This is a genomic window from Dermacoccus sp. PAMC28757 (genome assembly GCF_014302635.1).
GTDB classification, from domain to species: Bacteria; Actinomycetota; Actinomycetes; order Actinomycetales; family Dermatophilaceae; genus Dermacoccus; species Dermacoccus abyssi.
This window is the reverse complement of record NZ_CP060292.1, coordinates 734,813-749,413: the sequence shown is the minus strand read 5'-3', so window position 1 is coordinate 749,413 and position 14,601 is coordinate 734,813. Positions and strand designations below refer to the sequence as shown.

At 65.5% G+C, this 14,601-nt stretch carries 18 protein-coding genes; 11 read left to right on the top strand and 7 right to left on the bottom strand.

Annotated features, from left to right (window positions below; genetic code table 11):
* Nucleotides 1-348 precede the first annotated feature (348 nt).
* From H7F30_RS03625 to H7F30_RS14770, 3 genes are all read left to right on the top strand, one after another.
* The gene (locus H7F30_RS03625; RefSeq protein ID WP_255464946.1) at nt 349-1,371 is read left to right on the top strand and encodes an SDR family oxidoreductase; all 1,023 of its coding nucleotides are present in this window, start codon (nt 349-351) and stop codon (nt 1,369-1,371) included.
* Nucleotides 1,372-1,507: 136 nt separating this feature from the next.
* On the top strand, nt 1,508-1,753 hold the full coding sequence (locus tag H7F30_RS15095; protein WP_370563173.1) for an SRPBCC family protein: 246 nt from the start codon (nt 1,508-1,510) through the stop codon (nt 1,751-1,753).
* A complete protein-coding gene (locus H7F30_RS14770; RefSeq protein WP_222617842.1) occupies nt 1,743-1,934 on the top strand; it encodes a hypothetical protein in 192 nt (63 codons plus the stop codon). The genes H7F30_RS15095 and H7F30_RS14770 overlap by 11 nt, the downstream gene beginning before the upstream one ends.
* Nucleotides 1,935-2,127: 193 nt before the next feature.
* Here the strand turns inward: H7F30_RS14770 and H7F30_RS03615 are convergent, their stop codons facing one another.
* The gene (locus H7F30_RS03615; protein ID WP_187036777.1) at nt 2,128-3,138 is read right to left on the bottom strand and encodes a YafY family protein; all 1,011 of its coding nucleotides are present in this window, start codon (nt 3,136-3,138) and stop codon (nt 2,128-2,130) included.
* 62 nt (nt 3,139-3,200) lie between these two features.
* Here H7F30_RS03615 and H7F30_RS03610 point away from each other — a divergent pair, with 62 nt between their 5' ends.
* Together H7F30_RS03610 and H7F30_RS03605 are read left to right on the top strand one after the other, a co-directional pair.
* Complete coding sequence (locus H7F30_RS03610; protein ID WP_187036776.1) at nt 3,201-4,655, top strand: MFS transporter; 1,455 nt, start codon at nt 3,201-3,203, stop codon at nt 4,653-4,655.
* 4 nt (nt 4,656-4,659) lie between these two features.
* Nucleotides 4,660-4,809, top strand: coding sequence for a hypothetical protein (locus tag H7F30_RS03605; protein ID WP_187038132.1), 150 nt, complete (start codon nt 4,660-4,662; stop codon nt 4,807-4,809).
* Here H7F30_RS03605 and H7F30_RS03600 read toward each other — a convergent pair.
* Both H7F30_RS03600 and H7F30_RS03595 read right to left on the bottom strand, forming a co-directional pair.
* Complete coding sequence (locus H7F30_RS03600) at nt 4,775-5,095, bottom strand: NAD(P)H-binding protein (RefSeq protein ID WP_187036774.1); 321 nt, start codon at nt 5,093-5,095, stop codon at nt 4,775-4,777. The two genes, H7F30_RS03605 and H7F30_RS03600, sit on opposite strands and share 35 nt — an antisense overlap.
* Nucleotides 5,092-5,991, bottom strand: a complete 900-nt coding sequence (locus H7F30_RS03595) for an EamA family transporter (RefSeq protein WP_187036772.1) — start codon at nt 5,989-5,991, stop codon at nt 5,092-5,094. The genes H7F30_RS03600 and H7F30_RS03595 overlap by 4 nt, the downstream gene beginning before the upstream one ends.
* Nucleotides 5,992-6,066: 75 nt before the next feature.
* Between H7F30_RS03595 and H7F30_RS03590 the strand changes: the two genes are divergently transcribed.
* Together H7F30_RS03590 and H7F30_RS03585 are read left to right on the top strand one after the other, a co-directional pair.
* Nucleotides 6,067-6,579, top strand: a complete 513-nt coding sequence (locus H7F30_RS03590) for a MarR family winged helix-turn-helix transcriptional regulator (protein WP_255464945.1) — start codon at nt 6,067-6,069, stop codon at nt 6,577-6,579.
* A gap of 61 nt (nt 6,580-6,640) precedes the next feature.
* Complete coding sequence (locus H7F30_RS03585) at nt 6,641-7,783, top strand: IS30 family transposase (RefSeq protein ID WP_187036759.1); 1,143 nt, start codon at nt 6,641-6,643, stop codon at nt 7,781-7,783.
* A 396-nt stretch (nt 7,784-8,179) separates the two neighbouring features.
* On the opposite strand, the gene H7F30_RS03580 is transcribed toward H7F30_RS03585, so the two are convergent.
* The gene (locus tag H7F30_RS03580; RefSeq protein WP_187036771.1) at nt 8,180-8,584 is read right to left on the bottom strand and encodes a VOC family protein; all 405 of its coding nucleotides are present in this window, start codon (nt 8,582-8,584) and stop codon (nt 8,180-8,182) included.
* A 106-nt stretch (nt 8,585-8,690) separates the two neighbouring features.
* On the opposite strand from H7F30_RS03580, the gene H7F30_RS03575 reads away from it, so the two are divergent.
* Nucleotides 8,691-8,897, top strand: coding sequence for a hypothetical protein (locus tag H7F30_RS03575; protein ID WP_187036769.1), 207 nt, complete (start codon nt 8,691-8,693; stop codon nt 8,895-8,897).
* 75 nt (nt 8,898-8,972) lie between these two features.
* Here H7F30_RS03575 and H7F30_RS03570 read toward each other — a convergent pair whose 3' ends face one another.
* Nucleotides 8,973-9,221 (bottom strand): hypothetical protein, encoded by a 249-nt coding sequence (locus H7F30_RS03570; protein ID WP_187036767.1) that lies wholly within the window; start codon nt 9,219-9,221, stop codon nt 8,973-8,975.
* Nucleotides 9,222-9,627: 406 nt separating this feature from the next.
* Between H7F30_RS03570 and H7F30_RS03565 the strand changes: the two genes are divergently transcribed.
* Entirely contained in the window at nt 9,628-10,206 is a 579-nt protein-coding gene (locus H7F30_RS03565) for a hypothetical protein (RefSeq protein ID WP_187036764.1), read from the top strand.
* A gap of 42 nt (nt 10,207-10,248) precedes the next feature.
* On the top strand, nt 10,249-10,851 hold the full coding sequence (locus H7F30_RS03560; RefSeq protein ID WP_255465004.1) for an alpha/beta fold hydrolase: 603 nt from the start codon (nt 10,249-10,251) through the stop codon (nt 10,849-10,851).
* Nucleotides 10,852-10,863: 12 nt separating this feature from the next.
* On the opposite strand, the gene H7F30_RS03555 is transcribed toward H7F30_RS03560, so the two are convergent.
* Together H7F30_RS03555 and H7F30_RS03550 are read right to left on the bottom strand one after the other, a co-directional pair.
* Nucleotides 10,864-11,349: a DUF3995 domain-containing protein gene (locus H7F30_RS03555; RefSeq protein WP_187036760.1), complete on the bottom strand. Its 486-nt coding sequence runs from the start codon at nt 11,347-11,349 to the stop codon at nt 10,864-10,866.
* Nucleotides 11,350-11,408: 59 nt separating this feature from the next.
* Nucleotides 11,409-12,551, bottom strand: coding sequence for an IS30 family transposase (locus H7F30_RS03550; protein WP_187036759.1), 1,143 nt, complete (start codon nt 12,549-12,551; stop codon nt 11,409-11,411).
* 143 nt (nt 12,552-12,694) lie between these two features.
* Between H7F30_RS03550 and H7F30_RS15090 the strand changes: the two genes are divergently transcribed.
* On the top strand, nt 12,695-13,495 hold the full coding sequence (locus tag H7F30_RS15090) for a VOC family protein (protein ID WP_370562922.1): 801 nt from the start codon (nt 12,695-12,697) through the stop codon (nt 13,493-13,495).
* Nucleotides 13,496-14,601: the final 1,106 nt, after the last annotated feature.

Genomic DNA, 14,601 nt, shown 5'->3' with positions numbered 1-14,601 from the left:
GACGCGGTGGGCGGAGTTCACGCTGAACCGGCCGATGGGTTGGCTGACGCCGAAAGGTCAGGTTGTGCACGAAACATCACGCACAACCTGACCTTTTCACGTGTCGAGATGCGCCGTACTTTGCACACGACACGCCTCGAACATCGCACAGTCGGGCCCGGAGCCACCCGCTTGCGCAAAGTCGAGGCAGACCGGCCCTGGAAGCGTTCAGGCACCCCGTGCGATGGAAGCAGTCGGCTCGAACGGATCGTCTGCGTCGAAATGCCAGCTCCGTCGATCAGCGTGTCTGATCGGTACGACTTGTACTGACCGGCCGTCGTCCTCGTCTTCGTCATCGGCGCTCTGGGCATGGCAGCGATCCCTCCGCTGCAGACGGTCGTCCTCGATCGCGCTTCTGATGCGCCGACCCTGACTTCGGCGATCAATATCGGCGCGTTCAACTTCGGAAACCCATTGGCTGCGTGGCTCGCTGGCGCCGCCATCGGGGCCGGTTTCGGGTACGCCTCGGCCAACATCGTCGGCGCTATGATGACCGCAGCGGGGTTGGCCCTTGCGTATGCCACCCTGCGACTGGACGCGCGCGAGCGTCGCCACATCTGGTCCCCGCATAACGCGTCTCATTACCGCAACGCAAGGGAGAACCCCATGAGTACCACCCTGCCCCTGGCCAGCCAGAACATCCTCATCATCGGCGGTGCGCGCGATATCGGGTTCGCCATCGCGAACGCCATCCACGAAGCAGGCGCAACACCTGTCATCGGTGCTCGCGACCTGGTGAAAGCGCGCGAGGCCGCTGAGCGGATCCCCGGAGCGCGAGCTGTCAGCATCGACATCACCAACGAAGACAGCATCGTGCGCGCTCTGGACGAGGTCGGACCACTCGATCACATCGTCACCACCGCGTCTGCGCATCACAACGTGCCGGTCTCGCAGCTCGACCACGACCATGTCGTCTCCGCCTTCGAGGCCAAGGTGATCGGTCCGATGGTGCTGGCGAAGCATGCAGCCAAGACGCTTCGCCCCGACGGCAGCCTTCTGCTGTTCTCCGGCGTCGCCGCGTGGAACCCGTCGCCCGGATACGCCGTCATGGGCATCACGAACGGGGCGGTCACCTACGCCGTCACGCATCTCGCAAAGGAGCTCGCTCCCATCAGGGTCAACGCGATCTCGCCCGGCATCATCGATTCCGGCAGCTGGGATGCGATGGGAGACAACGCGAAGCACGAATTTCTCGAGGACTCCGGGCGCGCGACCCTGGTCGGCCGAGTAGGGCGGAACGACGACATCGCACGTGCCGTCCTGTGGCTGCTCGAAGGGTCGTTCGTAACCGGCGAGACCATCCACGTCGACGGCGGCGCACGCATCGCCTGACCATCCGGCAAGACCAACCACCTCAACGAGGTAAACCACCAGGGGGAAGCGTGTTTGAAGTCATCGACTGGCCCGAGGAGATGCTGCCCAACCGTTCACCCATCCACTTCACGAATGAGCTTGAGGTGCAGCCGGCATCGAACAGGTGTGGGCCACATTCACCGAAACCTCGAAGTGGCCGAACTTCTACCCTTCGGTCGAAGAAGTGAGTCTCGAAGACGGCGGCGCGACTCTCTCTGAGGGGACGAAGTTCGAGACGACCCTCGCAGGGCAGGACATGCGCTGTGTCGTCCATGAGTTCGATACCGAGCGCTATCGCCTCGCCTGGTACGCCTTCCCAAGGCCTCCGACGAGTCGCGCTGCTACCACGCATGGATACTGACTCCAAGCGCGAAGGCACTCACATCTGGACCGAGGAAACCATGCAGGGGCCGCTGTGGATCAAGGAAGCCAAGAAGGCCCCAGACATCTTCTGGCGCACGCACGAACAGCTGCTGGCCCAGCTCGACAACAGGTCTTGGCAGAAGGGGGCGTCTTCTAGCCTTTCTGCCGGGCGGCGTTGATCAATCGTGCGACGGGCAACGCGAACGGATCGTCTCCATCGAAACGGCCAGCTCCGTCGATCAGCGTGTCCGATCGCTTCGGCTAGATGTATTGACCGCGGATGTTGGTCGACCGGCTATGCGCGAGCCAACGACGTCCTCGTGCGAGAGGATACGGACAACCCTGGCCCTTCGGGCTGGGTGTGTGTGCTGGTCATTGTTGGCGTAGGCCCGTCGGCGGGGCGTTTTCCAGGCGTCGTCGGATGGTCGCGAAGGCGTCGCATAATTGGGACGGCTCGACATTCGTGAGGTCTGTGTCGAAGGTGATGAAGAGGCCGGCGACTCCGGCCCAGGACCACCCCCCGATCGTCAGGCGGCAGGAATGTCGGTCGATGGGAGTGACGACGGACCCGCCGGGGGCCCAGCGGGCGACGACGTTCGCGGGCAGCGCGAGCGTTGCGGTGCCGACGCACTGCCACTGGCCGGGGGTGTCACCTCGGTCGGGGTTCTGCACGACGAGCCGGTTCAGGGCCTCGGGGTCGAGAGGGGCGGGGGCGAAGGGGCGGCCGGCGGGGGTCTTGGGTCGGATCCGGTCGACCCGGTAGGTGCCCCAGGTGGCGTGGTTGCGGTCGCGGGCGACGAGGTACCAGCGGCCGGCCCACACGACGAGGTGGTGGGGCTCGACGTCGTGGGGCGGTCGGAAGTCGGCGTCGCCCGGCGCGGGGACCCGCCCGTCGGGGTCGGCGTAGTCGAACCGCAGGCAGGAGCTCGTGCGGATCGTGGACCCGACTGCCTGCAGTGTGGCGACGTCTATGGGTGGCGCCGAGAACTCCCAATAGTTGCGCAATGCGGTGACCTCGAAGGCCTCGCTGGCGGCGCGCAGCCGCGCGGGCATGACCTGGCGCAGGGTCGTCAGCGCCCTGGCGACGGCGTCGTCGATTCCGGTCACGGTCGCCGGTGCGGTCTGCAGGGCCAGCGCGATGGCGATGGCCTGGTCGTCGTCCAGCACCAGGGGCGGGAGCTTGCCGGTGGCGCCGAGCCGGTAGCCACCGCCGGGACCGGTCACGGACTCGACGGGGTAGCCGAGCTCGCGCAGCGTGTCGATATCGCGGCGCACGGTCCGCGCCGACACCGCGAGCCGTTCGGCGAGCTCGCCACCTGACCACTCGACGCGCGCCTCGAGCAGTGACAGCAGCCGCAAGATGCGGGCGGAGGTATTGGCCATGCCCCCCAGCATGGCGCTAGTTGTGGTCATTCGGTGTCCTGAACCGACGGCACGGTGAGGCCATGACTTCTCCTCAAGACACCGCAGCGGATGCTCGGGTCGGCGGCCGGGCGGCCTCGCTCGCGCTGCTAGTCGTGCTGTTCGCCTCGTTCATGGACCTGCTCGACGTCACCATCGTCACGGTCGCGGCCCCGCACATCGCAGCGGATCTGCACGCGTCGCCGGCGCAACTGCAGTGGATGCTCGCCGCGTACACGCTGGCGCTCGGCTCCGGCCTGATCACCGGTGGGCGTATCGGTGACGACTACGGACGACGCCGAGTGTTCCTGGCCGCCCTGACCGCCTTCGCCGTCGCGTCGGCCGCATGCGCCCTCGCCCCGACCGCAGGTGCGCTCATCGCCGTGCGGGCACTCCAGGGACTCGCGGGCGGGTTCATGATCCCGCAGGTCTTCGGGATCATCCGCTCCTCCTTCGAGCCAGCAGCGATGGCCAAGGCCTTCGGCGCCTACGGCGCCGTCCAGGGCCTGGCCTCAGTCGCCGGACCCCTGATCGGCGGAGCACTGGTCGACGCCGACCTGGCGGGCCTGGGCTGGCGCACGATCTTCTGGATCAACATCCCCGTCGCCTTGGTCGCGCTCGTCCTGGGTTGGCGGGTCCTGCCCGAGTCCCGCGCTGCGGCCCGCTCTCGCCTGGACGTCGCTGGTGCCCTGCTCGCTTCCGTCGGGGTGCTGCTGGTTCTGCTGCCCCTCGTCCAGGGCCGCGACTGGGGCTGGCCCACCTGGGGCTGGGCTCTGCTCGGCGCCGGCGTGCTCGTCCTGGCCGGGTTCCTGCGCTTCGAGAGCGCCCTCGCACGCCGCGGCGGCGAGCCTGTGCTCGCCCCCGACCTGCTGAAGGTCCGACCCTTCGTCGCCGGCCTGGGCGCGTCGGTGCTGTTCTTCGGTGGCCTCGCCTCGTTCTTCCTCGTCCTGTCGATCTACCTGCAGGCCGGAACCGGCCGCTCGGCCTGGGACACGGGCCTGGTGATCCTGCCCTACGCCCTAGGCTCGATGCTCACCTCCGGTGCGGGTGTCGCCCTCGCCGCGAGGGCCGGGCGAGCCCTGCTCGTCACCGGGTCGCTGACTCTGGCCGCGTCGCAGGGGCTGCTGTGGTGGCTCGTCCGCGACGGCGCCACCCCCGGCTACTGGCCCCTCGCCGCCGCCATGTTCCTCGGCGGCCTCGGCCTGGGACTGGCCGCGCCGATCCTGGTCAACGTCGTCCTGGCCGGCGTTCCCGGCCGCCGCGCCGGCGCCGCCGGCGGGGTGCTGTCCACCGTCAACCAGATCGGCGGAGCGGTCGGCGTCGCCGTCCTCGCCACCGTCTTCTTCAACGCCACCTCAAGCGCCGGCACAGCGACCCCACCGGCCGAGCTGTTCGCTCACGCACTGGCCCAGGCGATGCCCTGGCAGGTCGCCACCTACCTGCTTGCGGCCGTCGCGATGCTCGCACTGCCCAAGACCGCAGCGACCCACCAGGACTGAACCGATGACCCCCAAGACCCACCAGGAGCAGCCCATGTCGGACAGCGGCGTCATCAGGGTGCGCGGCGCCCGCACGAACAACCTGCGCGATATCGACGTCAACATCGCGAAGAAGCAGCTCACCGTGGTGACCGGGGTCTCGGGATCGGGATGACGCGCCGCCCGGCGTAGGCGGCGTCGAGCACTGTCGTCGCGACAAGGGCCGCGTCAGTTTCTTCTCCTGGGTGTGGCCGCGTTGCGAGAACGAGGACGTCGTGGTCGCGTGCGAGGCGCTCCATCGCCGCTGGACTAGTTGCCTCGACTGCGACGACGTCGTACGAGCGTTCCGCGACGGCGTGGTTGTTGCGGGCGTAGGCGGTGACGTCGTGTCCGCGACGCATGGCTTCAAGGTTGAGGCGGGAGCCAGCCATTCCGGTGGCCCCGAGGATGGCGATGTTCATGCGGGTTCTCCTTGATCCGAGTAGGATTGACGAATTCGGAAGAGGCGTTCTGGCGGGATCTGGCTTGCGACCATGGCTGTCAGGGCGAGAGCGAACCCCAGTAGCTGTAAACCGGTGAGGGCTTGGTGCAGAAAGGCCATGCCGAGTGCGGCGGCGACCAGCGGCGAGGCCAGGCCCATGATGGCTACCGAGGTGACGGGTAGCAGTCCGATTCCCCGGAACCACAGGGCGTAAGAGATCAAGCCGCCGACCAGGCCGAGCCATGCGTATCCGGTGACCGCGCGGGCATCGGGTGTTGGCGGCATTCCTTCCAAGATGAACGTGAGGGGCAGGAGGAACAGGCCGCCCGCGGTGAGTTGCCATCCGGCGATGCCCAGTGCTGGCACTGAGTTCGGGCGGCCCCACTTCTTGCTCAGCGTGACGCCGAGGGCCATCGACGCGGCGCTTAAGAGGCCGGCCGCGACGCCGATCCCGTCCAGTCGTGCGGATGAGCGCAGAACGACCAGAGCGACACCCGCGAGGCCCACCACGCCCCAGGTGATGCGCCACCACGAGAGCCTTTCACCGAGTAGGGCGACGGCGAGGATTGCGACGATCAAGGGTTGGCCCGCTCCGAGCGTTGCGGCGACGCCACCTGGCAATCGGTACGCAGCGACAAACAGTAACGGAAAGAACACGCCCATGTTGAGCACCCCGAGCACGCAACTCTTCCACCACCACCCGCCCGTTGGCACCGAACGCGCAATGAGGCTCGCGATCAAACCGGCCGGCAGGGCACGCACCAGCGATGCGAACAAGGGATGGCCAGGCGGCAGAAGTTGGGAGGTGACGATGTACGTCGTCCCCCAGATCGCTGGTGCCATCGCGGTCACTGCGGTCGTTTTCAACCAACCCATGAAAATGCCTTCACGTAAAACGTTTTAACGTTGAACACTCCTCCACGCTAACCTAGCCGGGCGCATACTTCAACGTTGAAGGGTTGGCTGATGGTGGACGCCGTGGATCGGATCATCGACCAGTGGGGGCAGGTGCGCCCCGACCTCGATGTCAGCGCGATGGGCGTGATCGGCAGGCTGGGACGCCTGGCCCGCATTTATGATCGGCAGCTCCAGCGCGTCTTCGCCCAGTTCGACCTACAGCCGGGCGAGTTCGATGTCCTTGCCACTCTGCGCCGGGCGGACCCTGAGGGTGCAGGGTTGAGCGCGGGGGAACTGGCTGCGCAGGCGATGATTACCGCAGGAGCCATGACGAACCGAGCCGATCGCCTCGTTGCCAAGGGGCTGATCTCGCGGGAGGCGGATCCTGACAGCCGGCGTTCGGTGCGCATCTGCCTGACAGAGACGGGAAAGACCCTCATCGATGAAGCCCTCCTCGAACACGTCGCCAACGAGGAAAACCTCTTGTCGAGCCTCAGTGCGGGCCAGCGCGAGGAACTCAGCTCGCTCCTGCGACAGCTCCTGCTCGATCCGACCTCACAGGTGTAGCCCAAACGAAGGCGGATTCAACCGGTCAACGCACCACCACCGATAGGGGATCGTGGGTGTCATGGCCGGGTTGTCGAACGAGCAGCAGGAGAACGTCTGGGCGTTGTGGGCGAAGGGTGAGTCGGTCAGGCTCATCGCCCGCACGATCGGCGTCAGCCAAACCCCAGTCCGGACGCTGCTGCGCCGCCATGGCGGAGTGAAGCCGCCGCCGCGCGCCCGGAACCGGCGGCACCTGTCGCTGAGTGAACGTGAAGAGATCTCCCGCGGCCTCGCCGCCGGCTTATCGTGCCGTGTCATCGCCGCTCGGCTGGGACGGCATCACACGAGCATCAGCCGCGAAGTCGCCCGCCACGGCGGCCCCGGCACCTATCGCGCGGCCAGCGCTGACGCGGGCGCGTGGCGCAACGCGCGCCGCCCGAAACCCTCACGCCTCCACCGCGACCCGGCGCTGTCGAGCCTAGTCGCGGCGAAGCTGGAACGAGGGTGGTCACCCACCCAGATCGCCCACTGGCTACGGCGCGAACAGCAGGATTCGTTGTCGCACGAGTCGATCTACCACGCCCTGTACACCGGCCAGATCCGTGCGCCACGACAGGGAAGCCTCCTGCGATCAGGGCGATCCCTGCGCCACGCGCGCGTCGCGAAACCCCGACAACGCCGCGGCGTGTTGCGGAACATGGCATCCATCCACGATCGACCCACCAGCGTCGAAGACCGGGCCGAAGTCGGCCATTGGGAAGGTGACCTCATCATGGGCCAGCGCCCGTCCGCCGTGGCCACCCTCGTCGAACGCTCCACCCGCCTGGTGCGCGTCGTCGCCCTGCCCGACGGGTATAAGGCTGACGCCGTCAGGGACGCTCTCATCGAGAATCTCGCCGACGTGCCGCCGCAGTTTCGTCGGTCGTTGACGTGGGATCGCGGCAGGGAAATGGCCTTCCACGACCAGGTGACGCACGCCCTGGGCATGCAAGTGTTCTTCTGTGACGCCCGTTCGCCATGGCAGCGCGGCACGAACGAAAACACGAACCGCCTGCTGCGTCAGTACCTCGCGAAGAACGCCGACCTACGCTCCTTCACCCAGACCGACCTCGACACCATCGCGACGCGCATCAACGAACGGCCCCGCAAGGTCCTCGGCTGGGCCTCATCCCACGACGCCTTCACCGATAGCCTGAACACCATCAATGGTGCGTTGACCGGTTGAATCCGCCACCGTTTTGGCTACGCCGGATTGTCACGCGGCACGCCCGGCTTCATTGCCTGCGCAGGCGCTTACGAGGCGGGATCCGCAATCGTCCCGACTCGGCATTGTTGGCCAGATCAGCCATGACACGTGAGACATCCTCAGCCGGCACCCGCCGGTACAAAGCAAAGCGTCGTTCAACACGCCAAGGCTCGAGATCCGCGCTCACCACTCCGACCGTCCAACGGCCTCGACCATACGTCTGAGCACCCACCCACTGCAGCCCCGCCTGCGCCAGGGGCGTGATGCCTTCTTCCATGCCCTGACCCCCGACGAGCTGACAGTCCTGGAGGGGCTCCTTGGGAACCGAGATGCCTCACATGCAGGGGACTCGATCAACGTCCCCGGTCAGTACAGCTAGACGCGAGAGAGCAGACAGAACGGGTGGCCGGCTGGATCGGCCAGCACGAAGACCTGTTCGTCTCTTTCATCGGAACGATCCATGAGCACTATGGCCCCAAGAGCGCACGCACGTTCCACGTGACGCAACAACTCGTCGCGAGAATCGACGATGAACTCAAGATGCAGTTGCATCGGAACGTCTGGCGAAGGCCAGGTGGTCCGGGTGAGGGAATCGACACGCTGCACGGCCAGCCGGACAGCTCCCGCCGAGTCGACGAGTTCGACCCACTGCGGCTCACCGTCGGCAACGTCGGCGTCATGGTTAAGGCCCAGCAGTTCGCCGTAGAAGACTGCGACGTCTCGTACGTTGACGGCGTCGACGGTGGGGTGCAGTAGTCGTGGGAAACCCGATTTACCCATGAGTCCACTGTGTCATCGCAGGACATGGGCAGCGAGGAGACTCCGCCTGAACGGGGTAGGGCTCCCGGCGTCGTGCAGCTCAAACAGTCTTTGGAGCTACAGCAGCTTGGCGACAGCGCAGATGGCCCTGCTCGGCACAGACAACGTGTGCACCGAGTTCGTGCTCTACAGCACCATCGGTGCTCTCGCAGGCACTTTTCATGAGCGATTCACTAGCAGTCCGCGAGCTAGCGCCGCGTTGAACTACCTTGCGGCCACGGTCTACGCCGTTCTTGCCTGCGTCATCATCGTCGAAGCCGTCCGACAGGGGTAGCTCAAACGAGGGGTTGTGCACCACGTCGGGCAGTACCTGGCACCGCCGTTTTAGCCGCGCTGCGGTGCCGAGTTGTCAGGCGGCTCGGGCCTTGGCGCGTTGGGCGATGTAGCTCGCCGTCGCGAGAGTGAGGTCAGGGCGAGCTTCACGGATCTGTTTGATCAGCGCCGGCTCGGTCACCTCGGCCAGTGGCTCGGTGGTGATGCTGTCAGCCCACTCAGCTGCAGCTGCTTCGTTCTCGAAGCCCGCCTCATGGATCGCGGTGGTCTTGTCCCTGTGGTCACCGAAGACCTTGTGCTTGAGGTTGGCGAGGTGCTCGCTCATGGGGTTGCTCCTGCCTGGTGGACATCGCTTCCACTTCAACCATCGCACGGGTCGCTCGGCAATCTGCCATGGCGAACGCCTAGATGCGGCGGCCAGACAGCGAATCATGTGGCTCAAACGAACCTTGAGTTACACCCCTTGCTTCAGTCTGGTGAGCCGTATGAGGCCGCGCTCGAGTTCAGACCGTCAACACCCCGGCAAGTCGCACGCGGGGCCAGATCAGGCCGTCACAACGGGGCCAAACCAAGCTGCCACAACCACCCCGGCGTGCTCTGCTACCAGAACAGCGCCAACTACCGTTAACACTCACACCCCAGATGCACGCCACGGTACGGAGTGGATGGCTCACAAACCTTCGTCTGGGCTACCAGTCGTGTCCCCAGGGCTGACCGGTTACTGTCGGCCCATGCATTCCACCCACACTGCCTACCGTCTCGGGTCGAGCATCGGACTTATCGGCGGCGCAGTGTTCGTCTGGGTCAATCAGGCTGCCCTGACGGCAGCCGCTTCATGGTCAGCGATCCTCGCGTGGGCCGCCCTGCTCGCTCTAGCGATCTGGAACGTGTGGATCCGTCCCAAACCGTTGAACAACCTGCGCGCTCCACGGCCACGTGCCGGGTTGATTTACGGCCTGGCATGCCTCGGAATGGTTCTGCTCATCGTGCTGGGAAGTCGAGTCCTGACCTCCTCCCGTCACGAGGCCGCCACCCCCGCCCTGGTAGCTCTCGCTGTCGGGCTGCACTTCCTCCCCTTCAGCCATGCCTTCAACGCCCCGTTCTTCCTCCGCCTCGGTGGAGCTATGGCCGTACTGGGAGCCATCGGCCTCATCCTCGCTCTAGCTGTCGGAGCGCCATGGGGAGCAGGTTTCGCTGTTCTCGCCGGACTCGCCATGACCGCTCTTGTCGCCTTCGGTGCTCGCTGGAACCAGGGCCAGCTCACCCGGCGTGGTGAAACGCCAGACCCAGGAACAGCTCCGCCGTCCTGACATCCTGAGCGCGGCCACCTCAAACCCCTTTTCCCAGGCGACATCGCCAGTCTCATGCAACAGCTAGGGCATGAACGCTTTAGCGTCGTCGGTCACGACCGGGGCAGCTACGTCGCCTACCGCACGGCACTCGATCACCCCAGGCAGGTGGAGAAACTTGCCGTCCTTGACTGTGTCCCCATCGTGGAGGCGCTGGAGCGCGCGGATGCTCGCTTCGCCGAATTGTGGTGGCACTGGTTCTTCTTCGCCACCGAGCAAGCTGAACGTGTGATCACCGCAGACCCGATGGCCTGGTATCGCCCTGATGCTCGGCGCATGGGGCAAGAGAACTACGACGACATGGTCGCCGCTATCAGTAGCCCCGCAACTGTGCGGGCCATGCTCGAGGACTACCGCGCCGGCCTGCACGTCGACCGCGGCCATGACGAAGCTGACCGTGACGCCGGCCGACGCATCGCCTGCCCCACCCTCGTCGCCTGGTCACGCGACGACGACATGGAAGACCTCTACGCAGACCCAGGTGCTATCTGGGAGTCCTGGTGTGAGCAGTCACCTCGAACGGCCGTGATCGAGTCGGGCCACCACATGGCTGAAGAGAACCCGCATCAGCTCGCATCGGTGTTGGGCTCGTTCCTGCTGGTGTAGCTCAAACGACCGTTATCGCACAGGGGCAGAGTCTCCACGAGTGACCCACATCCCGACCGCGAGACCCAGGCCCCACACCAAGAAAAGCGGATCCCAGATCCAGGCGTGACCGACCATCGTCGACCGATCGAATCCTCCGCTGGGGTGGATCGCTCGAAGCAGAACAGCATTGCCTACGAGGGTGTTCGCCCCGCCCCATGCGATGAGCACTGCGCTTCCCGTCCAGCACACGAACAGGCTTAGACGGCGCAAGGGCCAGCCACGCCGCACTAGCCAGATCGGCGCGAAGGCCCCCAGCCCCTTGGCTATGGCCAGGGGGAACAGCACCCACATGACATCGGAGAACTTCGCGATAAAGCTCTCACCCATGGTCCAAAGCAGCGCCTTCCCGCCAAGCGCCCAGTAGAAGGTGATGGCAGTGTGAAGTGTTCCGGCGACAGCGGCCAGAGAAAACCAGCCAGGCACTCGGTGGCGGCGGCCTGCTGCGGGTTCGGTCACGCTCGTAACCGTATCTGTGCGAGAGTCGCTCCGACTGTGTAGCTCAAACGAAGGCGGATTCAACCGGTCAACGCACCATTGATGGTGTTCAGGCTATCGGTGAAGGCGTCGTGGGATGAGGCCCAGCCGAGGACCTTGCGGGGCCGTTCGTTGATGCGCGTCGCGATGGTGTCGAGGTCGGTCTGGGTGAAGGAGCGTAGGTCGGCGTTCTTCGCGAGGTACTGACGCAGCAACCGGTTCGTGTTTTCGTTCGTGCCGCGCTGCCATGGCGAACGGGCGTCACAGAAGAACACTTGCATGCCCAGGGCGTGCGTCACCTGGTCGTGGAAGGCCATTTCCCTGCCGCGATCCCACGTCAACGACCGACGAAACTGCGGCGGCACGTCGGCGAGATTCTCGATGAGAGCGTCCCTGACGGCGTCAGCCTTATACCCGTCGGGCAGGGCGACGACGCGCACCAGGCGGGTGGAGCGTTCGACGAGGGTGGCCACGGCGGACGGGCGCTGGCCCATGATGAGGTCACCTTCCCAATGGCCGACTTCGGCCCGGTCTTCGACGCTGGTGGGTCGATCGTGGATGGATGCCATGTTCCGCAACACGCCGCGGCGTTGTCGGGGTTTCGCGACGCGCGCGTGGCGCAGGGATCGCCCTGATCGCAGGAGGCTTCCCTGTCGTGGCGCACGGATCTGGCCGGTGTACAGGGCGTGGTAGATCGACTCGTGCGACAACGAATCCTGCTGTTCGCGCCGTAGCCAGTGGGCGATCTGGGTGGGTGACCACCCTCGTTCCAGCTTCGCCGCGACTAGGCTCGACAGCGCCGGGTCGCGGTGGAGGCGTGAGGGTTTCGGGCGGCGCGCGTTGCGCCACGCGCCCGCGTCAGCGCTGGCCGCGCGATAGGTGCCGGGGCCGCCGTGGCGGGCGACTTCGCGGCTGATGCTCGTGTGATGCCGTCCCAGCCGAGCGGCGATGACACGGCACGATAAGCCGGCGGCGAGGCCGCGGGAGATCTCTTCACGTTCACTCAGCGACAGGTGCCGCCGGTTCCGGGCGCGCGGCGGCGGCTTCACTCCGCCATGGCGGCGCAGCAGCGTCCGGACTGGGGTTTGGCTGACGCCGATCGTGCGGGCGATGAGCCTGACCGACTCACCCTTCGCCCACAACGCCCAGACGTTCTCCTGCTGCTCGTTCGACAACCCGGCCATGACACCCACGATCCCCTATCGGTGGTGGTGCGTTGACCGGTTGAATCCGCCAAGGTTTCTGCTACACCGCTAGGGCTGCCTGCCGGTTCGATGATGACCCGCCTGATCTGAGCTCTCGACTGTGTGAGTAGGAATATCCCTAGATGCGCGGTGGTGAAAGGTACGCATCTGAGTGGGTTCCCACTTGCGCGGGGTGGGGTACACCCCGCCCGGCGTTCCTCGAGATGCCGCTTGTGGGCTTGTTGCTGCCACACACACTCAGGGCCTCGAATTCAGCGCCCAGCCGCTGCAGGCGCATGCCTCGTTCGCCCGCAGAGAGACCGTCCCACCAGCGGCATGCGCACTCGTGGCATACCGCCAGGGCCGCCCGCTGGTCCTGCACCCAATGCGACGTGCGTTCCCGGAAGCTGGCCCGCTCCAGCGCGACGTGCTCGCGCACCTGCGCCTGCTCAGGTGCCACGACCTCGCAGGTGGGCAACACAGTCTGGAATACTTCGGACAGCAGGGCCGACATAGAAAGCGTTTCCACGATGGATGACTTTCCAACATTGCTGCACACGGCGCTCGATGCGCGCGATTGCCGCGGCCTCGCGGAGTTCTACAGGCGACTGCTCGGTCTTCGCTACCGTGACGGAGATGAACCGCCGGATGAGTCAGGGAAAGACAGTGCCGATTGGCTCGTTCTCGTCACTCCCTCTGGTCAGCGCGTTCTAGCGGTTCAGAGGAAGCTAGACACCAGGCAGCCAACCTGGCCTTCCGAAGAAGTGCCCATGCAGATGCACATGGACTTCCGCGTTCCCTCCGTGGCCTCGCTCCACCGGCATCGGGTCCGCGCCGAAGAACTGGGAGCTCGCGTTCTCTGGGATCGATCGCGGGACGACTCCGAGCCGCTATTTGTGATGGCAGATCCCGCCGGACACCCTTTCTGCCTGTTGGTCCAATAACGCCTCACGTGCACGCTCTTGGCCGACCTCGCCGCAGTGTTGGTCCGCCAGAGGGTGACGAGTCGCCGGAGGTGAAGCCCGCACGTGGAGTGGACAGTGCGGCGCAGGCTGGGCTGCTCGATGATCAACAGGAAGATCCGGACGTTGGCGTTCTGAACTCGGTAGTCAGCTGCCAAGTTGTTTGCACGCGTCAGTACCGCTTCGTGGACCAGCCGGCGGCTCGATGGACGAGTGTTGTCTTGCCAGGTCCCTGCTTACCTCAGGGTCGGTTGAAGAGTAGATAGTAGATGGATTGAGGTTCGGGAGGGCCTTACCTTGCCTCTGGTTGCACTCCGAGCTGAGTCGAGGCAGGGGCGGTAACCATTGAACACGACGAGGTGCTTCCGGGCGTGTTTATGGGTGTCGCCGCGTCGGCTGGATCAAAGCTGACTGTTGCGCCAGCGGCGAGTGCTGTGAGAGCGGCGACGGTTGTTGCTGTGGGGTTATCGGTGTCAGTGATGACGAGAGTGCTGCCAGGCGTGAGAGCGAGGCCATCCATCAGGTTTGCGCGGATTCTTTCGACGGCTGCGCTGTTGATAGGAGTGGGTGTGGTGTTGTAAGCGTCATGTGATTGTGCAGCGACGAGCCGAGCGTCCTTGGACACTGCAGGTCCCCGCTGGAGAAAGCTGCCCTGGCAGCGGTGGTGACGGTGAGAGCGGTCATTCGTGGGCGGCGAGGGCGATTTGTGAGAGCGAGTGCGGGAAGGACGCGAATGGTGGTTCCGGCGTCAAGACTCAATTGAGTGCGCTGATCATCGGTGGCGTCATGTGAGTGGAGAAGAACGGCAGCGTTCAGGGTCCATGCGGCGGCCGTGGAGACGAGGGCTTCCTCTGGTGTCGTGGGGATGTCGATGAGCACTCCCTCGCTGGCTCCGTAGGTGGCCATGCGGAGGCTGGTGGCGTCGATAAGGTGAGTGAGATCACGGAAATTGACGGGATGCATGCTCGGGGCGCGCACGGCTGTCGCGACAACCGTCCGGCCTCTAATGCCTGTCGTTCGCTGACCGCGGTTGCTTCGATCTGTTCGTGGTGCCGCATTGCCGAGATGATCTTGGCGGCCCCGTGATA